Raw genomic sequence first — 23,344 nt, 5'->3', positions numbered from 1 at the left:
GGCGCCGACCGGCGGTCGGGACCCCCGACCGCCGGCACCCGGCCCGGGTGCCGGCGGCGTGCGGCGTCAGTCGAACCAGCGGTCCCGGGCCAGCTCGGCGGTCCTGTCCGGGTCGGCGAGCAGCGCGGCGATCTCGAACCGGCGCTGCCACTGCCCGGCGGACCAGGCGAGGCCGGACGCCAGGCCCTCCACCGTGGCGGCGTGCAGCCGGCCGCCCGTGTACCGCCAGTCCACCTCGACGGTCGATCCGGGCGCCGTGTCCGGGCCCGCGGTGACCAGCAGCTCCTCGTGCTCGTCGTACTCGGTGGGCGCTCCGGGCAGGAGCCGCAGGACCTCGTCGGGCACCCGGTGGCGCTCGCCCTCGGAGACCACCTCGGCCCGGTACACCTCGCTGGCCCTGCGGACCTGGAGCAGCTCGGCCAGGTCGTCGGCGAGGCCCGGCGGCACCGGCAGCAGCGGCTCCTCCTCGACCAGCGGCAGCAGGTCGGGCGCGTCGGCGACCAGCGCGTCGGCCGCGTCCACCACCCGGGTGCGGTCGCCGACGACGGCGCGCAGCTCGTCGGGGAGGGTGAGCACCGCCGGGTCAAGATCGGCCAGCGCCGCGTAGCAGCCGTGCACCTGGGCGGGGGTGGCGTCGCGCTCCGGGTCGGCGAGCCTGGCAAGCAGCTCCGCGGGGCCGCCCGGCTCGTCGAGCAGCGCGGCCACCGAGGTGCGCACGCCGAGGGCCCGCAGCACCTGGTCGTCCGGGAGCGGGACCTCGGCATCGGCGCCGACCTCGTCGTACAGGCCGTCGAGGAGCGGATCGGTGCCGGCGGCCCGCAGCCCCACCGGGCGGCGGCCGTCCAGGACCGGGTGGTCCCGCAGCCACCAGGCGGTGTAGGGGCGCACCTGTTCGGTGGAACCGTCCGGCAGCAGCACCCGCACCGGGGCGACCAGGGCGTCGCGCAGCGGGGGCTGGGCCAGCATCGCCAGTGCCCGCGGCCAGGCGGCGTCGTCCACCAGGTCCAGGTCCCGGACCGCGACGAGTTCCGTGGCCACCGGCGGCACCTCGGTCTGCGGCAACTGGTCCAGGACGTCCTCGCACCACACGTCCACCGCGTCCAGCAGCCCGACGTCCTCGGCCCAGGTGTCGAGGCCCTCGTCGGGCTCCAGGTCGTCGGGGTCGAGCACCACGTCGGTGGCCCGCACCAGGGCGAAGGTGGCCAGCACCCCGACGGCGGTGAGCGGCCGCTCACCCCAGCGGACCAGCAGCTCCGGGTCGCAGGCGGCCAGCTCCCCCTCGCGGATCACGGCCTCGAACGGGCTGCCGGGCAGCACCAGCTCGGCGGCGGGCGCCAGCTCGCCGTCCTCGTCGGGCAGGGCCAGCGCGCCCAGCCACGGTTCGTCCCCGGGGCCGAGGTTCGCCGCCCGTACGAGTCCGAGCACCAGTTCGGCCAGCTCGTCGGCGGACAGGGTGCCCTCGGAGTCCCACGCCTCCTCCGCGTCGAGGGACTGGGCGACCGCCGCCCGCACCTGCGGGGTGGTCAGCACCGCCCGCGGGGTGGCCGGCACCGCGCCGAGCTTCTCCAGCAGCGGGTGCGCCGCCTCGGGGTGCGCGACCTTCAGGCCGAGCCTGGCCAGCCGGTCGAGGTCGAGGTCGGGCTCCGCCGCGTCGTCGGGCAGCGGCAGCAGGACCTGGCGGGGGCCGGTCACCGTGCGGCCGTCGGCGAGCGGCACCGGGAGGCCGCCGAGCAGGTCGGGGTCGGTGCCGGAGAGCGCGTCGTACAGGCGGTGCCACCAGGCGGCGGGGCGTTCGACGCCGGCGAGCCGGTCGATGGCCTCACCGAGCGGCAGCCGGGTCACCCCGAGGGTGCGCAGTTCGACGCGGCGCTCGAGCCCGCCGGGCAGCAGGGTGGGGAAGACCTCGGCGAGCACGTCCACGGTGGCCGCGGTCACCCCCTCCACCAGCTCCGCGTCCACCGGCCGCAGGACCACCGGGGCGTCCTCCTGCGGTGGCGCGGCCGACGGCAGGAACAGGGTGCGCGGCAGCAGCTCCAGCACCCCCCGTCGCAGCGCCGCGTCCAGTTCACCGCGGCCCAGCGGCCCGGGGACGAGTTCCAGGATGCCGGTGTCCACCGGCGTCCACTCCCGCACCAGCCGGACGTAGCCGCTGGCGGCCCGCTCGACCAGGAAGTCGGTGAGCGGTCCCGAGGCGACGTGGCGGCGGGTGGGGTCCAGGGGGAACGAGCCGATCAGCAGGGCCGGTACGCCGAGCGGTTCGTCGGTGGGGGTCGGGGCGTGCACCACCGCCGCGATGTCGGGGCGGGTCGGGGCGCCGTCCTTGCCGACGGGGACCGCCCACGTCACCGACCAGAACGGGCGGAGCCGCTCCTCCACGGGGCGGTCCCGCAGCAGCTCCGGGTCGAGCGACCCGCCGGTGTGCTCCACCCGCCACCGGGTGGTGCCGGCGAAGGAGTCGGTGATGGCGACCGTACCCGGCTCGTCGGCCCGGGTGAGGGTCCTGGTCGCCTCCGGGGTCTCGATGACGACCTCGGCCAGACCGGGCAGGGTGAGCAGCAGGGCGTCGTCCACGGCGCCGAGCAGCCGGCTCACCAGGTCCTCGGCGGCGCCGTCCCGCAGCGGCAGCAGCACCACGGTGTCGTAGCCGTCGGGGGGCGTGCCCTCGGCGGGCAGCGGCAGCCGCAGCAGGGGGACGTGACCGGCCCGCCGGCGCACCTCGTCGGCGAGGCCGGGGCTGTCCGAGGCGGCGGCGGCCTCCTCGGCGAGTTCCCTCGCCTCGGCGAGCGACCAACGGACCCCACCGGTGCGGCCGATCACCGCGGGGGCGTCGCTGACCGCGAGCACCGCGGAGAACCCCACGCCGAACCGGCCCACCCCCTCGGGGGCCTGGTCGCGCTTGGCGGACGCCCGCAGCGTGGACAGCGACTCCACGCCGGCGGCGTCCAGCGGCGCGCCGGTGTTGGCCGCGGCGAGCAACCCGGGCCCGCCGGAACCGGCGTGCAGGGTCAGCCGCAGCCGGCCCGGCACCCCCGCCCTGGCGGCGGCGTCCGAGGCGTTCTGCGCCAGTTCCACCACCAGCCGGTCGCGGTAGCCGCCGAGCGCGAGGTCCTCCTCGGCGTTGGCGTCCTCCCGGAAGCGGGCGGGGGACGCGGACCAGGCGTCCAGCACCGAGCGGCGCAACGCCGCGGTTCCGAAGGGGTCGCCGCCCCCGGTCGCACTGAGCACCCTTGCCGTGGTCACTGCTTCTCCCTCGCCGCACACGCTGATCGGAAGCTGACCCGGCGACGGTACAGCAGCGTGCGGTGGTGGCACCCGGAGGGAGTCAGCCGGTCAGCGGGCAGGTCAGGGCCGGCCGGGCACCTCCGCCTGCGCGGGCTCCTCGGCGTCGTCCTCGGCCCGCTCCGGGTGCAGGGTGACCGACTCGACGTCACGCAGCTCGTCGAGCACCGGCTCGGCGGGCTGCGGGGGCCGGGGCATCACCGCGGCCTCGGAGTGCGCGCCGCAGCCGAAGCCGAGGGAGACCACATGGCCGTCCGCCGGGGAGTACTCGTTGGCGCACAGCCCGAACGCCTGGCGCAGCGAGCCGGCGACCGGGACCAGGAACCCGCAGGTCGCGCAGTGCGCGGGTGCGGCCTGGGCCATCGCGGTGCGGGGTCCGAAGCTGTCCTCCCAGCGTTCCGCCGCGGTGGTCAGGCCGTACCGGGACAGCACCCGCGCCCGGTCCATGCCGATCTCCTCGGCGACGGCGGCGATGCTGCCGACGGTCGGGGCGACGACGTCCTGGATCACCGCCTCCTGGACGGCGGCGTCCTGGACCCCGGCCTCCTCGGCGTAGGGCTGCTCGAGCCTGGCCTCGACGGAGTTCGGTGGGGGCTGGTCGGCGCCGGTCCAGCCGGGCTCCAGGCGGAGGTCGTCGGCCTCGGTCGGCAGCAGGTCGCCGGGGCCGAGGTCGCCGGGGCGGAGCCGTTCGCTCCACGGCACCCACTCGGGGGCCAGCACCGCGTCGGGTCCGGGCAGCAGCACCAACTCGTCAACCGTGACGTACCTGCTGCGGGAGGCCCTGGCCAGGGTCACGGCCCACCGCCAGCCGCGGTAGGCAGGCTCCTTGCAGGCGAACGAGTGGGTCACCACGCGGTCCCCGTCCGCCACCGCGCCCAGGTGCTCCCCAACTCCGCCGGGCCCCGCTGCCTCCTCCGCCGCCGCGCGCGCGAGCTCCACGGCCTCGGCGCACAGACGGTCCGGAATACGGCTTCGCATCGCAGCACTCACAAGAACGATTCTCTCCTAAGCCGTATCTCGAGGGCGCCTGCCCGGTCGCGGAGCGGACCACCTGCGCCGACCCCTGCGGGGTGGGCGTGGTCCGCGTCGACGCTGTCGTCGGCACGCGGTTCTGTCCCCCATTCTGCTGGAACGAACTCGCGGCCGTCGCACCGGTCGGCTGCCCGCTGCACGGTACCCGGCGCGGGGCACACCGGGAAAGAACCACTCGTCACCCGGACCGGGCGCCGCGCGCCGTGAGCCCCCCGGCCAGGCCACGCTCCGGTGAAGGACACGGGGGCGCGCACTGACGCCCGGGGCGCCGCCCCGGCGCACCGCACCACCCCGACCGCATGGTGGACTCCCCCGTCGATCAGAGCAGGGGAATGCGCTCCACCGGGGGCCGGCGCCGGCCCGGTGAGGCACTATGGCCGGGTGGCAACGAAAGGTGCGATCCGGACCGGCCCCGTCCGCCGGGCCCGAGGGGGCGTCATGCGCGCGGCCACCTGGCCGGCTCGGGCACTGGGGCGGGTGGCCGCGGCACTGGGGTCCCGGATTCGCCGGTCCACCCACTCGGGCGGAGCCGGCGAGTCGGGCCTCGGCAAACTGATCGAGCTGCACGCCGTGAACGCGGCGGGCGACATGCTGATCACCGTGGCGTTGGCCAGCACGGTGTTCTTCTCGGTGCCCACGGGTGAGGCCAGGGGGCGGGTGGCGCTCTACCTCCTCGTCACCATGGCTCCGTTCGCGCTGCTCGCCCCGGTCATCGGACCGCTGCTCGACCGGGTGCCGCACGGGCGGCGCGCGGCCATGGCGATGTCGATGCTGGCCCGGGCGGTGCTGGCCTGGACGATGGCCGGCGCGGTGGAGAACGCCAGCCTCGAGCTGTACCCGGCGGCACTGGGGGTGCTGGTCGGTTCCAAGGCGTACGGGGTGGTCCGCAGCGTGGTGGTGCCCAGGCTGCTGCCGGACCGGATCACCCTGGTGAAAGCCAACTCCCGGGTCACCCTCGCCGGGCTGCTCGCCACCGCGGTGGCCGCACCGGTCGGTGCCGGGCTGCACCTGATCGGCCCCGGTTGGCCGCTGTACGGGGCGTTCGCGGTGTTCGTGGTCGGCGCGATGCTGGCGTTCGGCCTGCCGCCCAAGGTGGACTCGGCCAAGGGCGAGGAGAAGGCCCGGATGGTCAACCTGCGGGAGACCGTGGGGGTCGCGGAGGAGGGCCAGGACAGGGGCCAGCGCCGTCCCGGCCTGCGTGCGGTCGGTTCCTCCGTGCTGCACGCCCTGCAGGCGAACGCCTCGCTGCGCGCGCTCTCCGGGTTCCTCACCATGTTCCTGGCGTTCCTGCTCCGCGAACACCCGATCGGGGGGCTCAATGCGGAGACGTCGCTCGGGGTGGTGGTGGTGTCCGCCGGCGCGGGCAACGCGCTCGGCACCGCGCTGGCCTCACGACTACGGCGTTCCCGAGCCCCGGAGACGATCATCACCACGGTGTTGGCGCTGGCCCTGACCGCCACCGTGTCGGCGGCGGTGTGGCACGGCATCGTCACCGTGGCGCTGGTGGCCGCGACGGCCGGGCTGGCCCAGGCGCTCGGCAAGCTGTCCCTCGACGCGTTGATCCAGCGGGACGTGCCCGAGGAGGTGCGGACGTCGGCGTTCGCCCGGTCGGAGACCGCGCTGCAGATGTCCTGGGTGTTCGGCGGCGCGATCGGGATCATGCTCCCGCTCAACGGCTCGCTGGGGCTGAGCGTGGCCGCCGGCCTGGTCGGGCTCGGCTGCCTGGCCACCGCGCGGGCGCTGCTGGCCGCCGGACGGCGCGGCACCGCGAGCCCGCGGACGGTCTGACCCGGCCCGGAGCCGGTGTGCGGTGGCACACACGGGCCCACCCCGAGGGTGGGACGCGAACGCCGACGGGTAGCCTCAGCCCCATGACGAATCGCCGCCGTGCCGCCGTGATCGGCTCCGTTGTGCTCGGGGTGGCCGCGCTCGCCGCCTGCGAGAAGCCCACCCCACTCGCGTACGTCACCGCGGACACCGACACGGTCCACACCGAGGCCAAGGACGGCTGCTACAACGACGGGGACAAGATCTCCTTCGAGAAGGCCATGGCCTGCATCGAGCAGAAGCCCGGCGAGACCATCACGGTGGAGACCGGCGACAAGCTCAGGCTCGGTGTGGACAAGTCGATCGCCGACGACATGTGGTACCTGGCGATCGACGGCCGGCCGCAGACCGACCCGACCGACCACACCTACCGGAGCTGGAGCGCGGACTCCTTCTTCCCGGTCAGCCAGAGCACCGGGGAACGCACGAAGTCGATCAAACTCTCCATCATCTCCGGCTCCCTGAAGGACCAGACCTTCTACGGGGTGTGGAACTTCACCGTCAAGCTGAACGACTGACGGCCGGTCCCCCGTCGTGCGACGCGTGCTGGTGGTGACCGCCGTGGCGGCGGAGCGGGACTCCGCCGCCCGCGGCCTGGCCCGGTGGGCGGGCCCCGGCCGCGCCGAGCCGCCCCAGCAGGTGCCGCTGCCCGGCGGGCTGACCCTGCACCGCGTCACGACCCGCGCGCCGACACCCGGTGCCGCCGGGGACGACCAGGGGTCCGCGGGCCGTCGGCTGGACCTGCTGGCCGCCGGGGTCGGACCGGCCGCGGCGGCCGTCGGGACGGCCACCGCCCTCACCGCCGCCGCGCTGCGCGCCGAGCCCTACGGCCTGGTGGTGTCCGCGGGGATCGCCGGAGGGGTCCTCCCGGTGGCGCCGGTCGGCTCGGTGGTGGTCGCCGACGCGATCGTCGCCGCGGACCTCGGCGCCGAGGGCCCCACCGGGTTCCTGTCCGTGCGGGAGCTGGGCTTCGGCGTCTGCGTCCACCGGCCGCCCCACGACCTGGTCACCCGGGTGGCCCGGGCCCTCGGCGCGGTGTCCGGCGCGGTGCTCACCGTCTCCACGGCCACGGGCACCGCCCGCACCGCCCGCGCGCGGGCCGAACGTCACCCCGACGCGGTGGCGGAGGCGATGGAGGGCTTCGGGGTGGCCGAGGCCGCGGCGGGGCACGGCGTCCCGGCGCTGGAGGTCCGGGCGGTGTCCAACCCGGTCGGTCCCCGGGACCGCGACGCGTGGCGGATCGGCACCGCGCTCGACGCCCTCGCCGAGGCGTTCGCCGCCCTCCCGCCCCACCTCGGAGTCACCGTCACCCACGCCCCCGCTCCCCCGCCGTCCCCCGTGGAGTCCGGATGAACCCCGAGCCGCAGCGACCCCGGCGCGACCAGCACCTCCCCGGGGACCCACAGAACTCCCCGCACGGCCCCGGGGCTTCGGGGGCGCCGCTGCAGATCGCGTACTCGCCCTGCCCGAACGACACGTTCGTCTTCCACGCCTGGGCGCACGGCCTGGTCCCCGACGCGCCCCCGATCGAGGTGACGTTCGCCGACATCGACATCACCAACGCGATGGCCGAACGCGGCGAGTTCGACGTGCTGAAGGTGTCCTACGCGGTGCTGCCCTGGGTGCTCGACGAGTACGCCCTGCTGCCGTGCGGCGGCGCCCTGGGCCGCGGCTGCGGGCCGCTGGTGCTCACCAGGGACGCCCTCGGGCCCGCGGACCTCGCGGGCCGGACGGTGGCGGTGCCGAGCGAGCGGTCCACGGCCTACCTGCTGTTCCGGCTCTGGGCGGCGCGGGCGGTGCCCGGCGGGGTGGGGCGGATCGTGGTGCTGCCGTTCCACGACATCATGCCGGCGGTGCGGGACGGTGTGGTGGACGCGGGCCTGGTCATCCACGAGGCACGGTTCACCTACCAGCGCTACGGCCTGCACCGCCTGGCGGACATGGGCGAGTCCTGGGAACTGGAGACCGGACTGGCCATCCCGCTCGGCGCGATCATCGCCCGACGCGACCTGGGGGGGACCGAGCTGCGCCGTCTGGCGGCGGCGGCCCGGGAGTCGGTGCGGTACGCCTGGAAGAACCCCGAGGCGTCCCGGGACTACGTCGCCGAGCACGCCCAGGAGATGGACCCGGCCGTGGCGGAACGACACATCGGGCTGTACGTCAACGAGTTCACGGCGGACCTGGGCGAGGACGGGTACGCCGCGGTGCGCGGGCTGCTGGACCGTGCCGCGGCGGAGGGCATCGTCCCCCCGACGGCTCCGGACGCCCTGACGTTCCCCTGAGCCGGCCCCACCCCCGCCCCCGCCCTCGTGCACCGGCGCGGGGAGGGGGCAGGGGGCAGGGGGCGCGTCAGACGTCCAACTGGTCGGCGACGGCGCGCAGCACCCCGGCGATCTTGCGGCCGTGGGTCTTCTCCGGGTAGCGGCCCCGTTGCAGCGACCGCGCGACGTCTTCGAGCAGGGTGGTCAGGTCCTGCACGATCGGCAGGAGTTCATCCGGTTTGCGACGCTGCGCCGCGGCCACCGACGGCGCCGGTTCCAGCAGGATCACGGACAGGGCCTGGTCACCGCGTTGCCCGGCCACCACCCCGAACTCCACACGCTGCCCCGGCTTGAGTGCGTCCACCCCTGCGGGCAGCACCGACGAATGCACGAAGACGTCGCCGCCGTCGTCGCGCGAGAGGAAGCCAAAGCCCTTCTCACTGTTAAACCACTTGACCTTGCCGGTAGGCACGTCAGACCTCGTCCTCGCGTCGATGGGTAAACTCAAAGCGGTTCGCGTACCGGAAGGCACACGGAAAAGCAACGGAAACGCAGTGTCGCGGGCGACCGGACGCACCGGTAACCCGCTGCCACCAGGCTAATGGTCCCCCAGCCGGTGGCAAGATCCCCTGACCTCGCCGCGCTTCCTACTCCCGTCAGCGCCCTCCTCCCCCCAGCGGCCTACCCTGGACCGGTGAGTAACGAAACCCCCCGGGACCCCGGTGACGTCCTGGTCCGCGTCGGCGCTGCGGTCTTCCTCGTCGGCGCGGTGGCCACGGCCGTCACCGTGGTGCCCCTGCTGCTGGACCTCGACCCCCTGCCCACCGCGGCCTACCTGGTGTCGATGCTGATGGGAGTGGGCTTCCTGATCTCGGGCGCCGGCCTGCTGCGGTCCATCCGGGCGCAGCGGCGACAGGCCCGCGCCGCGCAGTGAGCCCCCCCGGCACCCCGGCCGGCCGCCGGTCAGGCGTCCGGTGACCCGGTGCGGGCGTAGACCTCCAGCCACTCCGCGAACCCGGTGAGGTCCTGGAGGACGAGGTCGGCCCCGGCGGCCCGCAGTTCGTCGGCGTCGCACGGCCCGGTGCACACCGCGACGCTGAACACCCCGGCGGCCCGCGCCCCGCGCACGTCACCCAGGTGGTCCCCGACGAACACGGCGGCCCGGTGCTCGCGCAGCGCGACCGCCTTCTCCTCCGCCCACACGTCACCGACCAGGGCGTCCGCGTCGATGCCCAGGTGCGTCAGGTGCAGTTGGGCCTGGGGCTGGTTCTTGGCGGTGACGACGATCGCCCGCCCACCGAGCCGCCGCACGGCCGCGACCGCCTCCCTGGCGCCGGGCATCGCGGTGGTCGGGTGGATGGCGTGCACCGGGTAGAGCGCCCGGTACTGCCGCACCATGGCGGCGACCTCCTCGGCCGGGAACCAGTGGGCCAGTTCCTCCGCGAGCGGGGGGCCCAGCCTGGTCACCGTCAGGTCCGCGTCGATGTAGGTCCCCGTCTGCTCGGCCAGCGCCTGGTACACGGCGCGGATGCCGGGACGGGAGTCGATCAACGTCATGTCCAGGTCGAAACCGACGGTCAGGGGCCCAGTGGTGAACATGTGTCCCATTGTCCCCGACCGTCCCCCGGGGCTGTCACCCGGAGGCACTCCGGCAGGGCGTCCGCCGCGGCCGACCAGCGACTCTGGACCGTTCGCGGCCACCTCTCCGGTCCGCGGCCCTGACCTGCGGCGACCAGAGCGGGGCCGCCCACCGCACGGTGACGGTGGGAACGTATTGTGAGCGAGGTTAGCTGAGCCTAAGCTCACCTGCGGCCGGTGCACTTCGCCGACCGTGCCCGTCCCCCACGACACCGCCCGCCCGGACAGCATGACGCGACACCACCACGACGGAATGTGAACGATGCGCACCCAACCGACCAGCGGCGTCCGTCAGGGCGGCGTTCCCCCCGACGGCGGCGGGCCGCCACGGGGGGCGCTGCTGCGGCGCCGCGTCGGCGCCCTGCTGGTCGCCGGGGCCCTGCTGCTGCTCGCGGTCCTGCTCAGCCTCGCCGTCGGGGCCCGACACATCCCGCCGGACCAGGTCCTCGACGCCCTGATCCACGGCGGGGACACCGAGAACGCCCAGGTGGTGCGCGACCTGCGGATGCCGCGCACCCTGGTGGGCATCGCGGTGGGCGTCGCGCTCGCGGTCGCCGGGGTGGTCATGCAGGGCGTGACCCGCAACCCCATCGCCGAACCGGGAATCCTGGGGGTCAGCCACGGCGCCGCCGCGGGCGTGGTGCTGGCCATCGCCGTGTTCGGGGTGCACGACCTGTACGGGTACATGTGGTTCGCCTACCTGGGCGCCGCGGTGGCCGCCGTGTTGGTGTACGCGGTCGCCGCCCACGGGCGCGAGGGCGCGACCCCGGTCAAGCTGGCGCTGGCCGGCGCCGCCATCAACGCCTTCCTGGCCTCCGTGGTCTCCGCGGCGCTGACCACCAACGCGGCGGCCCTGGACGAGTTCAGGTTCTGGCAGGTCGGCTCGGTCTCCGGCCGGGAGACCCGGGTGGCCTGGGTGACGCTGCTGGTCGTGGCGTTCGGTGGCTGCCTCGTGCTGCTGGTGGTCCGCGGCCTGGACGCGTTGGCGCTGGGCGAGGACGTGGCGACCGCACTCGGTCAGAACGTGGCCCTGGTGCGCCTGGTCGGCGCGCTGGCCGCGGTGGTGCTGACCGGGGCCGCGGTGGCCGCGGCCGGCCCCATCGCGTTCGTCGGGCTCACCGTGCCCCACCTGGCCCGCGGCCTGGTGGGGGCCGCGCACGGCTGGGTGCTGGCCATGTCCGCGCTGCTCGGGCCGACGATGCTGCTCGTGTCCGACGTGGTCGGCCGGATCGTCTTCCCCCCGTCCGAGGTGCCCGCCGGGGTGATGACCGCCCTGATCGGCGTCCCGTTCCTGGTGGCGCTGGTGCGCCGGCGCACGGTGGTGGCGACATGACCGGGAACCCGCCCGCGACGACCGCGGCCGCCCCCTCGGGGGGGCCGGCCTGGGTCGCCCGCCCCGCCGGCTACGCGGTGCTGCGCCGCCCGGGCGCCTCGCTGCTGGTGAACCGCAGGGCCGTGGCGGTCGCCGCCGCCCTGGCCGCGCTGCTCGCCGCCGTCTGCGTCACCTCGCTCTGCCTGGGCGAGACCACCACCTCGCCCGTCGAGGCGGTGAAGGTGGTGCTCGGCCAGCCCAGCCCCGACGAGCTGGTCGTGGGAACCCTGCGGCTGCCCAGGCTCACCGTGGCGCTGCTCGTCGGCGTCGCCTTCGGGCTCGCCGGCGCGCTGATCCAGACCGTCGCCCGGAACCCGCTGGCCAGCCCCGACATCATCGGCGTCTCGCACGGCGCGGGCGCCGCCACGGTCGCGGCGCTGACCTTCGGGCTCACCTCCTGGCAGACCCTGCCCTACGTCTCGGTGGCCGGCGGGATCACCGCCGCCGCACTCGTCTACGTGTTCGCCTGGCGGGGTGGGCTGCACGCCCAGCGGTTCGTGCTCATCGGCATCGGCTTCTCCGTGGCCCTGTCCTCGCTCAGCAACCTCTTCCTCACCCACGGCGACCAGTTCCGTGCCCAACAGGGCAAGGTGTGGCTGACCGGCAGCCTCAACGGCCGCGGCTACGACCAGGCCGAGCCCCTGTTCTGGGTGCTGCTGCTCGGGCTTCCGGCCCTGGCCTGGGCGGGGTGGGCGATGCGCGCGGTGGCGTTCGACGACGACACCGCCACGGCGCTCGGCCTGCGGCTCGGCCGGGTCCGCCTCGGCCTGGTCGGCATCGGCGTGGTCCTGGCGTCGGTGGCCACCGGCGCGGCGGGACCCGTGGACTTCGTCGCCCTGCTCGCCCCGCAGATCGCCCGCCGGCTCACCCGCACCGCCCAGCCCCCGCTGGTCTGCTCCGCCCTCACCGGGGCGGTGATCGTGGTCCTCGCCGACCTGCTGGGCCGTCGGCTGTTCTCCCCCACCGAACTGCCGGTGGGCGTGCTCACCGCCGCGGTGGGCGCCCCCTACCTGTTGTGGCTGATCGTCCGTGCCCGTTCCGGAGGCCCCCGTTGAGCACCCGTCTGGCCGCCCGCGACCTGACCCTGGCCTACGAGGGCCGCACCGTGGTCCACGGGCTCCACCTGGAGGTCCCCACGGGCGAGGTCACCGTGATCGTCGGCCCCAACGCCTGCGGCAAGTCCACCCTGTTGCGGGCCCTGGGACGCCTGCTGAGACCGGCCGGCGGCACGGTCCTGCTGGACGGCAGGGAACTGCGCTCCGTGCCCACCCGAGAGGTGGCGCGCGCCATCGGCCTGCTCCCGCAGACCCCCGTGCCGCCGGAGGGCATCACCGTCGCCGACCTGGTGTCCCGGGGCCGCCAGCCGCACCAGCACTGGTGGCAGCAGTGGTCGGAGGCGGACGAACGAGCGGTGACGGTGGCGATGGAACGCACCGCCACCGTCGAACTCGCCGACCGGATGGTGGACGAGCTGTCCGGCGGACAGCGGCAGCGGGTGTGGATCGCCATGGCACTGGCCCAGGACACCGACCTGCTGCTCCTCGACGAGCCGACGACCTACCTGGACATCGCCCACCAGATCGAGGTCCTGGACCTGGTCCGTCAACTCGCGTCCGACGCCGCGCGGGACACCGGCCGGGCCCGCACCGTGGTCGCCGTGCTGCACGACCTGAACCAGGCCGCCCGCTACGCCGACCACCTGGTCGCCATGAGGGACGGCCGGATCATCGCCCAGGGCCGTCCACGGGACGTCGTCACCGCGGAACTGGTCCGCGAGGTCTTCGGCCTGGACGCGGTGGTGGTGCCCGACCCGGTCACCGGGGACCCCCTGGTGGTGCCGGGCCCGCCCTGGCGGCCCCACGGCCACGGCGACGACACCCGCACCGGGGTCACCCCGACCGAGGTGGCCCGGACCGAAGACGACGCGCTGCCCCACCCCTGACCACCGAAAGAGACACCTCCATGAACCGAACCCTGCGCACCGCCCTGGTCGCCGCCCTCGCCGCCGCCACCGCCCTGTCCGCAGCCGCCTGCGGGTCCGACGACTCCGACGGTTCCGCAGAGGCCAAGGGCGGCAAGGACGGCGGCAAACGCACCGTGCAGACCCCCCAGGGGCCCGTACAGGTGCCCGTGCGCCCCGAGCGCGTGGTGGTGCTGGACACCGCGGAGCTCGACACGGCGCTCACGCTGGGCGTCAAGCCGGTCGGCAGCACCCGCACCGAGGTGGCCGACGGCTACCTCAACTACCTCGGCGAGGACCAGGTCGAGGGCATCAAGGACGTGGGGACGATCGGCCAGCCGAACATGGAGGCCATCCTGGCGCTCGAGCCGGACCTCATCCTCACCAACGGCGACCGCGACGCCCAGCGCTACGACGAGCTGTCGAAGATCGCCCCCACGGTGATGACCAAGGCCACCGGGTACGAGTGGAAGGAGAACTTCGAGCTCCACGCGGACGCCCTCAACAAGAAGGACGAGGCGGCGAAGGTCGTCAGGGACTACCAGGCCCGCGCCAAGGAGGTCGCCGAGGCCGTGGGCGGCGCCGCCAGGGCCAAGGAGACCGAGGTCTCGGTGGTCCGCTTCGTCGAGGGCGCCAACATCCGGCTGTACGCGCGGCAGAGCTACATCGGCACCATCCTCGCCGACGTCGGTCTCGGGCGACCCGAGGTGCAGGACGTGGAGACGTTCAAGGTGGAGGTCAGCCCCGAGAAGATCGACAAGGCCGACGGCGACGTGATCTTCTACTCCACCTACGGCTCGCCCGAGAAGTCCAAGGAGAAGGAGGTCACGGGCGGCCCGCTGTGGAAGAACCTCGCGGCGGTCAAGAACGACCGGGCCTTCGCCGTCAACGACGACCTGTGGATCGTCGGCATCGGCTACACCGCCGCGGACAAGATCCTCGACGAGATGCAGGCACACCTCACGGCGTGACCCCGCCACCCGCCGCGTGGTGCCCGGCACCACGCGGCGGGCCGGCCGGGGACCGCTCCCAGCCGTGGCTAGCCCCGCGGCGACAGCACCGCCAGGTCCGATCCGAAGGCGACGACCAGGCGGCCCCCGCGGGTGAGGGCGAGGGCGTTCACCTCCTCGGGGAAGGTCAACGAGGTCGGGCGGGGCCGGTCCTCCGCCACGTCCCACACCTGCACCGTCCGGTCGAAGCCCGCCCTGGCGGCGACCAGGCGCCCCCCGACGTCAGCAAGGGCCAGCGCCTTCGTCGAGCCGGTGCCGGCCAGCGCGCCCACCCGTGCTCCGCTCGCCAGGTCCCGGACCACCAGCTCCCCGTAGGTGGCGAAGGCGACGAACACCCGCTCCCCCGACCGCGCCACCGTGGCCGCGTCGACGCCGGCACCCTCGTCGAGGGAGCGCAGTTCCTCGCCGCTGAGCAGGTCGAGGACCCGCACCACCGCGCCGTCCCCCGCCACGGCGACCTGCCGCCCGGCCAGTTCGACCACCGAGTAGAGGTACTTCCCCGGCCCGACCGGGGTCGGACGGACCACCGCTGCCGCGTCCCCCAGGCCCCAGGCGAGCACCTGGCCGTCATACCCCCCGGTGACCGCCACGTCCCGGCCGCCCACCCGGCCGGCGGCCAGCGTCAGCACCTGGTGCCCGCCATCGGCCCGGAGGGCCTCGATCCGCCGCGACAGCTCACCGGTGGCCGGGTCCCACACCCGGACGGCGTCGCCGTCCGCGGTCAGCACCGCGGGGCGATCGCCGACGCGCGTCACGGCCACCGCGTTGACCCACACCGAGTGGCCGGACAGCGGCGGGCACACCGGTGAGCCGTCGCGCAGGTCCCAGATCCTGGCGGTGGCGTCATCGCCGCCCGTGACCACGACCGGGGAGCCGTCGGAGTCGGCGACGGCCAGCGCCTTGATGGCGTCCGAGTGGCCGACACCGGTCCGGTCCGACCCTCCGGAGGTCAGGTCCACCACGGCCGTCTCCCTGTAGTCCGGGACCACGGCGACCGCGCGTCCCCGCACCCGCACCGCGGCCACCGCGCTGACCACGCGCCGGTCCCCGGTGAACACGTTGACCGGGGAGCCCATCTCCTCCCTGGTGGCCAGGTCCCACCTGCGCACCCAACCGTCGTAGGTGGCGGTCACCACCACGGGCCGCCCGTCGATCTCCACGACGTCGGAACGCGTGCAGCCGCGCGTCACCACCGCGCCCAACTGCCGGCCACTGCACAGGTCCCAGGCCCGCACGTCGTCGTCGCCGCTGGTCACCGCGACGGGCAGGCCGTCGAGCCGGCAGACGGCCACCGAGGTGATCCAGGTGTCCCCGTCGTCGCCGCTGGTCATGAGCTGTCCCGGCACGCAGCCCTCGCCGAGCGCCCAGAGCCGCACCGTGCCGTCGCCCGCCCCGGTGACGGCCACCGTCCGGCCGTCGATCTCGGTCACGGCCACGCCGCCTATGCCCAGCTCCCACTCCTCCCCGCGCTGGTGCCCGACCGCGGGTTCGCCGATCGGCTCGTCGGTGCGCAGGTCCCACATGCGCAGCACGCAGTCGTATCCGCCGCTGAGCAGGACCGGCCTGCCGTCCACCGCCGCGACGGCCAGGGCGTTGACCGACCTGGGGTGCGCGCGCACCGGGGCACCGACCGGGTTGCCGTCGGCCAGGTTCCACCGCCGGAACTCCGCCCGGCAGGTGTCGTGGCGGTCACAGCCCGGACAGTTGCTGCCCGTCACGACGATCCACCGCCCGTCGAGTTCGGCCACCGCGAGCGACGCGAACTCCTGGTCGCACTCGAGGTGGGCCTCGACGAGGCTCCGCCCGGTGGCCAGGTCGTGGACGTGGAGCTTCCACGCGTGCACGGTCACCGCCACGGTCCGGCCGTCCAGCTCGGCGAACGCCTGGGGCCCGGCGACGGGCAGCCGCAGCCGCAGCCGCCGGTCGAGCGCCGCGCCGGTGGCCCACTCCACCGTCCAGTCCAGCGGCGGCGCGCCCGGCACCGGCACCTCGGCGAGCTCCCGGGACAGGCCGAGTTCGCCGAGGCGCGCCGCGTCGAGGGCGAGCAACTGCCGGCGGACCGCCGCGCCGGCGTTGTGGTGCCGGCCCACCGAGGCCCGGTACACCGAGGCAGCCTGCTCACCGCGCTCGGTCGTCACGCCGTCCAGGAGCGGCATCACGGTCAGGGGGTCGGCGTTGACCAGGGAGTGGGCGTCGGTGACCACCTCGTCGGCCCCGGCGGAGGTGGCAGCGGCCTCGCCGGCCAGGACGGTGTCGGGGACGACGATCCGGTCCCTGACCATCCGCAGATCGTCCAGGAGCCTCGACAGGTACCGCCAACTGCTGGCGTCGTCACTCCCGTCGTGGTCGACGCGGTACACGCGGAAGTCGTCGGTGTCCGCCTCGGCGAGATCGACGAGCAGGAACCACTGGCCCTCGTCCCAGCCGACGGCGTACCAGGCCCGTGGGGTGTCCTCCACCACGAGGCGCCCCACCTCGCAGTCCGACGGCAGGTGCACCTCCCAGCGGAACTCGTCGTCGGTGCACAGCCCCTGGTCGGAGGGCCACTCCACGGCCAGGAACTCCTGCACCGCCGGGGGCACCCGGTGTTCGCCTGCCGGCGTGGGCACCGACCAGTCCCGGGGCCGGAAACCGTCGGGCACCCGGCCCCCCAGTCGTTCGATCTGCTTCAGGACGTTCGGGCTGAGCACACCAGCCGCCGGGGAACCGCTCACGTTTCAACTCACTCGGGACATAGGGAAACCGTCGGCGGACACGGTGGCAGATCCCTGTGACAGTCCGTCAACCCGTCCTCGAGTGGCGGTGCGCCCGCCAGAGCAGGAAGAGCGCGGAGCCGACCGCCGCCGCCCCCACCGTCAACGGCACCAGGTCCGCGAGGACCGACCGCAACTCGCCCTCCGGCAGGGGCTCGCCCCAGCGGCGTTCCGCGCGGCCCCACAGGTAGACGGCGGCGGCCCCGACGGAGAGCAGCGGGATGCCGACCGCCGCGAGCTTCGCCTCGAAACGGCTGAGCCGGCCGGAGAAGTACGCCAGCGCCCAGCCGGCCACCAGGGCGATCCACTGGTTCGCCACCAGCCCGCCGACCAGCAGCCCGGCCGCGACCAGCTCCCGCCAGGACAGGAGGAGGCCCCGGCCGCTCAGCAGCCCGCCCCGGGCCACTGGGCCGCCGTCCCCCGCGTCAGTCCCCGCCTCCGTCCCGGCGGCGCCCTCCGTTGACCGCCGGGACGTCGCGGCGGCCCGGACCCACCTTGGCAAGCGGCCCGCGGCCGGCCCGTGGTCCTGCCCGGTCCCGTCCTGGTCCGCGGTGTCGTCCCCCGCCCCGGGGCCACCGGGTCCGCCGGGGCGCTCCCCCCCGCTCCCGGGCCCCGGCAGGGACGCGGCGTCGTCCGGACCGTCGTCCCGGCCCGGCTTCCGCCACCACTGCGCGTCCGGGTCCGGCTCGAACACCATGCCCTGCTGGCTCGTGTCGCCGGGGAACGGCGGCGGCACCCCCTCGGCGGCCCGCTGCCAGGTCTCCGCCTCCACCACCTCGTCCGGGCTGCCGAGACGGCCCAGGACCCGCCGTATCCCCGCCGGGCTGTCCTCCTCCTCGGCGCGCTCCCGCTCGATGTCCTCGCGGAGCCGCGCCACCAGGTCCCCGCCCCAGTCGGACGGCAGGGTGCGCCGGGCCAGCTCCCCGACCTGGCCCAGGTAGTCGTCGATCAACCGCTCCGTCTCGTTCCCCATCCCAGCCCTCAACGTCGTCGGTGCCCGTGCCGCGGCGGTCGTGATCCCGTCCGGACAACGGTAAGCACTGGCGCGGGGACAGGACCCGTTCCCGTCGCTGCGGTTAGTGTTGAGCGGTTGACGTCCTCCCCTGGCCGACGGCGGGGGTTCCCGCCGTCGCCGGCCGGGTTTCCGCTTCCCGGGATGGAGCAGGGACCCAGGCAAGGAGTACCGATGAGCAGCGCACAGCGAACGGGGTCCCGGGCCGCCCCCCGCACCCTGGCCGAGGAGCTGCGGGCCCGACCCGACGGGGCGCTGGCCGCGCTGCTGCGCTCCCGGCCGGACCTGCTCGCCCCGGTGCCTTCGGACCTCACCCAGCTCGCCACCAGGGCGGGGACCCGCGCCTCGGTGCTGCGGGCGCTGGAGCAGCTCGACCGCTTCACCCTCCAGACCGCCGAGGCGCTCGCAATCAGCGGTGACGCCTGCGCCCCCGACGAGCTCCACGCGCTGCTGCCCGACGTGGACCCGGCGTCGGTGGACCGCGCGCTGGAGCGGCTGCGGGAGCTGGCCCTGGTCTGGGGCGGCGCGGAACGGTTCCACCTGGTGCGCACCGCCCACGACCTGCTCGCCCCCACCCCGGCCTCGCCCTCGTCCACCGGACTCGGCCCGGGCTTCGCCGAGTGCGTCGCCGGCTGGTCACCGGCCAGGGTGCAGGACCTGCTGGCCGACGTGGGGCTTCCCCCGACCCACGACGCGGTGAGCGCGGTGACGGCCCTGACCGCGCTGTTCCAGGACCGCCAACGGATGACCGCGCTGCTGGAACAGGCCCCGCCGGGCGCGCACGACGTCCTGGACAAGCTGGTCTGGGGCCCGCCCTACGGTGAGGTCCTCGGCGCGGACGCCACCGGCCCGGCGGACGGCGGCGGCGACGACCGGAAGGCCACCGGGGCCGGCACGGACACGGCCGCCGGGGAGCCCGCCGGGCGCGCACGGACCGGACGGGGCGGGGCGGGCCGGGTGCGACGGGTGCGGGCCAGCGAGGCCACCACCGGCGTGCAGTGGCTGCTCGCCCGGGGGCTGCTGCTGCCCGCCGGGCCACGGACCGTGGTGCTGCCCCGCGAGGTGGCGCTGCACCTGCGTGGTGGTCGGGCGCACCGCGAGCTCCAGCCCGAGCCGCCCGCGGTCACCGCCGTGGCACACGAGCCGCGAACGGTGGACGGCATGGCCGCGGGCCAGGCGTTCACCGCGGTGCGCACCGCGGAGGAACTGCTCGCGCGGTGGAACACCGGGGGCCCGCCGGTGCTGCGGGCCGGCGGGTTGAGCGTGCGGGAGCTGCGGCGCACCGCCGCGGCGTTGGAGACGGACGACAGGACAGCCGCGTTCTGGCTGGACCTGTGCTTCGCCGCCGGGCTGCTGGCCAGCGACGGTGACGCCGACGAACGCTGGGCGCCCACGCCCGGCTACGACGAGTGGCTGCGGCTCGCCCCAGAGGACCGGTGGGAGCACCTGGCCAGGGCCTGGTTGGCCGGGACCCGGGTCCCGGGCCTGGTGGGCAGCAAGGACAGCCGGGGTCGGGTGCTGGCGCCGCTCGGCCCCGACCTGGACCGCCCGCTCGCCCCGGAGCTGCGCCGCCGGCTGCTCGGGCTCCTGGCCGAGCTCCCCCCGGGCGCCTCGGCGGACCGCGGGGCCCTGCTGGCGCGGCTGCGCTGGGACCGTCCGCTGCGCGGGGCCGCGGAGGACTTCCGGGTCGCGGTGACCGGATGGACCGCCGACGAGGCCGAACTGCTGGGCGTCACCGGCCGCGGTGCGCTGTCCGGGCACGGGCGCGCCCTGCTGGCGGGGGGCCGGGCCGCCGGGGACCTCGCCCCGCTGCTGCCCGAGCCGCTGGACCACGTGCTGCTCCAGGCGGACCTGACCGCGGTCGCCCCGGGCCCGCTGCGACGCCCCCTCGCGGACCTGCTCGGGGTCGCCGCCGAGGTGGAGTCCAAGGGCGGGGCGACGGTGTACCGGTTCACCCCGGAGTCGGTGCGCCGGGCCCTGGACGCCGGGCACGGCGCCGTGGACCTGCACGCGTTCCTCGCCCGGCACTCGCGCACCCCGGTGCCGCAGCCGTTGACCTACCTGATCGACGACGTGGCGCGCCGGCACGGGCGGCTGCGGGTCGGCGCGGCCTCGGCGTACCTGCGCTGCGACGACCCCGCGGTGCTCACCGAGCTGTTGGCCGACCGCCGCTGCGCCGGCCTGGGGCTGCGCCGGCTGGCCCCGACCGCGGTGGCCGCGCAGTGCCCGCCGGAACGGCTGCTGGAGGTGCTGCGGGAGCTGGGCCACGCCCCGGCCGCGGAGTCGGCGGAGGGCGACGTGCTGATCGCCCGGGAGGACGTGTACCGGACCCCGCCGCGGTCCGCGCCCACCCCGGTCGCCTCCGGGCCCCCGGCCCCGGACGAGGCGCTGGTCGAGGCCGCCCTGAAGGCGATCCGCGCCGGCGACAAGGCGGCCACCGTGCGCCGCCGCCCGGCGGTTCCCCCGCCGGGCGCCGCGCCCCGTTCGGCCGCCGCGGACACCCGGGCGGCGCTCCAGGCGGCGGTGCTGGCCGGGGAGACGCTGTGGATCGGCTGCGTCAACGCGGAGGGCGCGGCCAGCCAGCACGTCGTCACCCCGGTCCGGGTCGAGGGCGGCACCGTCACCGCCTACGACCACGCCACGGACACGGTCCGCACCTTCCCCCTGCACCGGATCACCGGTACGGCTGAACTCGAGGACGAACCGGCATGACGCCCCAGGCAGACGACCACCGTCAAACCGAGCCGACCACCGACCCCGAGCGTCGCCCCGAGGGGTCACCGCCGGGAGAGGGGCCCCGCGTGACCGTGGAGCTGGCAGTCGCACGTAGCACCCTTCGGCACGTCGAGGTGCCCGAGGGTTACCGGGCCGAGGTCGTCCACGGAGAGATCATCTTGTCGCCCACACGCGCCTTCCACCTCAATACCATCATCGAACGTCACCGGCGACACCATCACCCCTTTCCCCCGGGAGGACTCCGAGCTCTGCCCTGACCTGATCGTCCTGCCGCGGGCCGAGGTGGAGCGGAACGACGCGGTCTACGAGGCGAGCGTCATCGAGATCGCCTTCGAGGTGGTCTCCCCGACCAGCCGGGCCCGGGACTACGAGCTCAAGCCGCGGGCGTACGCCGGCGCCTGCATCCCGGTCTACGTCATCGCCGACCCGTACCGGGGGCAGTTGGTGGTGCACTGTCTCCTAAAGCGAGTGCTGAGGGCGCGATCAGCCGAGATAGGGCTGCTCACGGTGCTCCAGAAAGTGGCGGATCCGCAGCCGCTGCGTGTGGTGCATCGGCAGCTGATCGATCTCCTCCGGCTGGACGAACCGCAGCTCCGTGGACTCGTCCGAGATCGCGAGTCGGCCCCCGATCACACGAGCGGTGAAGCAGACGTTGAACTGCCTGCGCACCTCACCGTCCGAGTAGGCGATGACGTGGCGAGGGTCGGTGTACGTGCCCACGAGCCCGGTGATCTCTACGTCCAGTCCGGTTTCTTCCTTCACCTCGCGGACGGCCGTTCCTGGGAGTGAGTCGGTCATCTCCATGCCGCCACCTGGCAGCGCCCATAGATCGTTATCCCTGCGGCGCTGAAGGAGTACGCGCCCTTCGTCGTCGGTGACCACGGCGGACGCGGCGATCACCAGGCTGTTCGGCTCCGGTGCCGCTGGGTCGTCGTAGTACTCGGTCCGTGCCATGGTCACCCTTCTCGTACCGGCGTCGCGGATTCCCACACCCCGTCGAAGCTGCTGGCGTAGGTGTCGAACATGCCGCCCTTCCCGCTGCGTCGGAGATGCCACACGGGAGCGCCGTAGGCGTTCACGCCCCAGACATGGGCATTGACCAGCACCTGGTCATCCGCACGATAGATCGAGTTGTAGAGGGTGGTGGCATGGGTGCGCACCTCGATGCCAGGTACCCCGGCGAGCGGGCGGTAGTGCATGAGGGCGAGTCGGCAACGGGACTCAATCCCGTGGCCGAACCTCTCCTCCGCGCCACGCTGTTGGACATTCGTGCTGTCCGGGTCGCCGATCGCGATACGGACCGCACACCCGTCGTCCGCTCGCTCTCGCAACAAGTCGTTGAGCCGCGGGTACGCCTCGTGCAGGAAGACGGCGGCGTACACCAGCACGTCGATGTGCTCACGCGCCTGGGTCAGCATGTCCACGAAGGTGGACACGGGGATGTCCGCCCGCTGGTCGTAGAGAGCCACAAGTTCCGGACTGACAGCGCGGGCAGGGCGTGCCTGCCGGAGCGCGGGCCAAAGAGCGTGCACGTCTTCTCCTAGTATTTCCGCTGCCAGCATGGCTGTGGCCCGGCGCGGCGTACGCCCCAGATTGACCCATCGTTCAACGGACTTGGGGTCGACTTCGACCTTGTCCGCAAGGGCGGCATAAGTCCAGCCGCCGGCCGCCATGGCAGCACGTAACCTCTCGTTCGGCATCCCAATCTCTCCTAACAGCCGGGGACGGCACTAGGGACGTTCTACCCGACGCGGGACGTCCCGAAGTGGGGTTTGTCGGAGGTTCCGACGTCCTGATGAGCGGCAGGATGCTCGTCCGCATGGCGAGCAACCAGCAGACCAGACCAGGCATCGGTGAACTGGCGAAGGACACTGCCAGTGGACGTATCGGCGTCGTCATGGGCGAGGTCGGCGCCCGGGTGCAGATAAGGCCCGTCGGCGGAGGCGTCGAGTGGGATGCCCTGCCGGACAACGTGGTGGCCCCGACCGCGCGGGAAGAACTGAGCGCCCGCCTTGCCATCAAGAACGGCAACAGTCGGGACGGGCTGTGATGCGCGCCATCGGCCGGTATGCCGGGGTCCTGTTCATCCTCATGGTCAGCGGCTCGTGTGGCCTGGTGATCGGCATGGCCCTCGATATCAGCCAGTAGACCGGCCGCCCCGAACGGGGTGCCACCTTCCCTGGCTCCCCCGTCCCCGTTCGGGTCGGCCTCCCATCCCCCCCGGTCGCCATAGGCCGTGTCTCGGCGACCGATGCGGGCGCAAGTGCCAGAGCACAGCGACACTCAAGGAGTATTCGCATGACGGCAACGGCCAATGACCAGAAGATTGGTCGCGCGGCGGCTGGTGAGGAACTGTTCGACAGCCTCACCCACTTCGTGATCGTCCACAACGGGCAGTCCCGCGAGCGGGCCGAGCGGATCGCGGACCAGGCGGTGGCCTTCGTGGCCACTGCCGCGACCGCGA

Annotated in this window: 19 protein-coding genes and 1 pseudogene; 12 read left to right on the top strand and 8 right to left on the bottom strand. The window is 74.5% G+C overall.

Features of this window, described 5'->3' with window-relative positions; genetic code table 11:
- Window positions 1–66 precede the first annotated feature (66 nt).
- Together A3IG_RS0115815 and A3IG_RS29940 are read right to left on the bottom strand one after the other, a co-directional pair.
- A complete protein-coding gene (locus tag A3IG_RS0115815; protein WP_018384553.1) occupies window positions 67–3,240 on the bottom strand; it encodes a sacsin N-terminal ATP-binding-like domain-containing protein in 3,174 nt (1,057 codons plus the stop codon).
- A 102-nt stretch (window positions 3,241–3,342) separates the two neighbouring features.
- Window positions 3,343–4,257, bottom strand: coding sequence for a DUF3027 domain-containing protein (locus A3IG_RS29940; RefSeq protein WP_051087516.1), 915 nt, complete (start codon window positions 4,255–4,257; stop codon window positions 3,343–3,345).
- A gap of 492 nt (window positions 4,258–4,749) precedes the next feature.
- Between A3IG_RS29940 and A3IG_RS0115805 the strand changes: the two genes are divergently transcribed.
- From A3IG_RS0115805 to A3IG_RS0115790, 4 genes are all read left to right on the top strand, one after another.
- A complete protein-coding gene (locus tag A3IG_RS0115805; RefSeq protein ID WP_018384551.1) occupies window positions 4,750–6,099 on the top strand; it encodes an MFS transporter in 1,350 nt (449 codons plus the stop codon).
- A gap of 83 nt (window positions 6,100–6,182) precedes the next feature.
- The gene (locus tag A3IG_RS0115800; RefSeq protein ID WP_026220304.1) at window positions 6,183–6,656 is read left to right on the top strand and encodes a hypothetical protein; all 474 of its coding nucleotides are present in this window, start codon (window positions 6,183–6,185) and stop codon (window positions 6,654–6,656) included.
- A 25-nt stretch (window positions 6,657–6,681) separates the two neighbouring features.
- Window positions 6,682–7,491: a futalosine hydrolase gene (locus A3IG_RS0115795; RefSeq protein ID WP_018384549.1), complete on the top strand. Its 810-nt coding sequence runs from the start codon at window positions 6,682–6,684 to the stop codon at window positions 7,489–7,491.
- Window positions 7,488–8,420, top strand: a complete 933-nt coding sequence (locus A3IG_RS0115790) for a 1,4-dihydroxy-6-naphthoate synthase (RefSeq protein ID WP_018384548.1) — start codon at window positions 7,488–7,490, stop codon at window positions 8,418–8,420. Before A3IG_RS0115795 ends, A3IG_RS0115790 begins: the two co-directional genes overlap by 4 nt.
- A 67-nt stretch (window positions 8,421–8,487) precedes the next feature.
- Here A3IG_RS0115790 and A3IG_RS35880 read toward each other — a convergent pair whose 3' ends face one another.
- Window positions 8,488–8,871 (bottom strand): cold-shock protein, encoded by a 384-nt coding sequence (locus tag A3IG_RS35880; protein WP_018384547.1) that lies wholly within the window; start codon window positions 8,869–8,871, stop codon window positions 8,488–8,490.
- Between the two features lie 222 nt (window positions 8,872–9,093).
- Between A3IG_RS35880 and A3IG_RS0115780 the strand changes: the two genes are divergently transcribed.
- Window positions 9,094–9,333, top strand: a complete 240-nt coding sequence (locus A3IG_RS0115780; protein WP_018384546.1) for a hypothetical protein — start codon at window positions 9,094–9,096, stop codon at window positions 9,331–9,333.
- 29 nt (window positions 9,334–9,362) lie between these two features.
- Here A3IG_RS0115780 and A3IG_RS0115775 read toward each other — a convergent pair whose 3' ends face one another.
- A complete protein-coding gene (locus tag A3IG_RS0115775) occupies window positions 9,363–9,998 on the bottom strand; it encodes an HAD family hydrolase (protein ID WP_018384545.1) in 636 nt (211 codons plus the stop codon).
- 301 nt (window positions 9,999–10,299) lie between these two features.
- On the opposite strand from A3IG_RS0115775, the gene A3IG_RS0115770 reads away from it, so the two are divergent.
- The 4 genes from A3IG_RS0115770 to A3IG_RS0115755 are packed head-to-tail and all read left to right on the top strand — an operon-like array spanning window position 10,300 to window position 14,340.
- On the top strand, window positions 10,300–11,370 hold the full coding sequence (locus A3IG_RS0115770) for a FecCD family ABC transporter permease (protein WP_018384544.1): 1,071 nt from the start codon (window positions 10,300–10,302) through the stop codon (window positions 11,368–11,370).
- A complete protein-coding gene (locus tag A3IG_RS0115765; RefSeq protein ID WP_018384543.1) occupies window positions 11,367–12,464 on the top strand; it encodes a FecCD family ABC transporter permease in 1,098 nt (365 codons plus the stop codon). Before A3IG_RS0115770 ends, A3IG_RS0115765 begins: the two co-directional genes overlap by 4 nt.
- Complete coding sequence (locus A3IG_RS29935; RefSeq protein WP_018384542.1) at window positions 12,461–13,351, top strand: ABC transporter ATP-binding protein; 891 nt, start codon at window positions 12,461–12,463, stop codon at window positions 13,349–13,351. The genes A3IG_RS0115765 and A3IG_RS29935 overlap by 4 nt, the downstream gene beginning before the upstream one ends.
- A gap of 20 nt (window positions 13,352–13,371) precedes the next feature.
- Window positions 13,372–14,340 (top strand): ABC transporter substrate-binding protein, encoded by a 969-nt coding sequence (locus tag A3IG_RS0115755; RefSeq protein ID WP_018384541.1) that lies wholly within the window; start codon window positions 13,372–13,374, stop codon window positions 14,338–14,340.
- Between the two features lie 68 nt (window positions 14,341–14,408).
- On the opposite strand, the gene A3IG_RS34280 is transcribed toward A3IG_RS0115755, so the two are convergent.
- Window positions 14,409–17,093, bottom strand: a complete 2,685-nt coding sequence (locus A3IG_RS34280; RefSeq protein WP_157862255.1) for a WD40 repeat domain-containing protein — start codon at window positions 17,091–17,093, stop codon at window positions 14,409–14,411.
- 67 nt (window positions 17,094–17,160) lie between these two features.
- Window positions 17,161–18,105, bottom strand: a complete 945-nt coding sequence (locus tag A3IG_RS33340) for a hypothetical protein (protein WP_018384539.1) — start codon at window positions 18,103–18,105, stop codon at window positions 17,161–17,163.
- Window positions 18,106–18,318: 213 nt separating this feature from the next.
- Between A3IG_RS33340 and A3IG_RS29930 the strand changes: the two genes are divergently transcribed.
- Complete coding sequence (locus A3IG_RS29930; RefSeq protein ID WP_018384538.1) at window positions 18,319–20,856, top strand: helicase-associated domain-containing protein; 2,538 nt, start codon at window positions 18,319–18,321, stop codon at window positions 20,854–20,856.
- A 210-nt stretch (window positions 20,857–21,066) separates the two neighbouring features.
- Window positions 21,067–21,330 (top strand): annotated as a pseudogene (locus tag A3IG_RS35965) (Uma2 family endonuclease); the annotation flags it as partial.
- Between the two features lie 33 nt (window positions 21,331–21,363).
- On the opposite strand, the gene A3IG_RS0115730 reads toward A3IG_RS35965, so the two are convergent.
- Together A3IG_RS0115730 and A3IG_RS0115725 are read right to left on the bottom strand one after the other, a co-directional pair.
- Window positions 21,364–21,834: an NUDIX domain-containing protein gene (locus tag A3IG_RS0115730; protein ID WP_026220301.1), complete on the bottom strand. Its 471-nt coding sequence runs from the start codon at window positions 21,832–21,834 to the stop codon at window positions 21,364–21,366.
- Between the two features lie 2 nt (window positions 21,835–21,836).
- Window positions 21,837–22,580, bottom strand: a complete 744-nt coding sequence (locus A3IG_RS0115725) for a helix-turn-helix domain-containing protein (protein WP_018384535.1) — start codon at window positions 22,578–22,580, stop codon at window positions 21,837–21,839.
- A 107-nt stretch (window positions 22,581–22,687) separates the two neighbouring features.
- Between A3IG_RS0115725 and A3IG_RS0115720 the strand changes: the two genes are divergently transcribed.
- Complete coding sequence (locus A3IG_RS0115720; protein ID WP_018384534.1) at window positions 22,688–22,930, top strand: hypothetical protein; 243 nt, start codon at window positions 22,688–22,690, stop codon at window positions 22,928–22,930.
- Window positions 22,931–23,344: the final 414 nt, after the last annotated feature.

Source organism: Wenjunlia vitaminophila DSM 41686 (assembly GCF_000380165.1).
Lineage (GTDB): Bacteria > Actinomycetota > Actinomycetes > Streptomycetales > Streptomycetaceae > Wenjunlia > Wenjunlia vitaminophila.
Note: the sequence above shows the minus strand (reverse complement) of the source record. Positions and strands in the feature narration are given on the sequence as shown.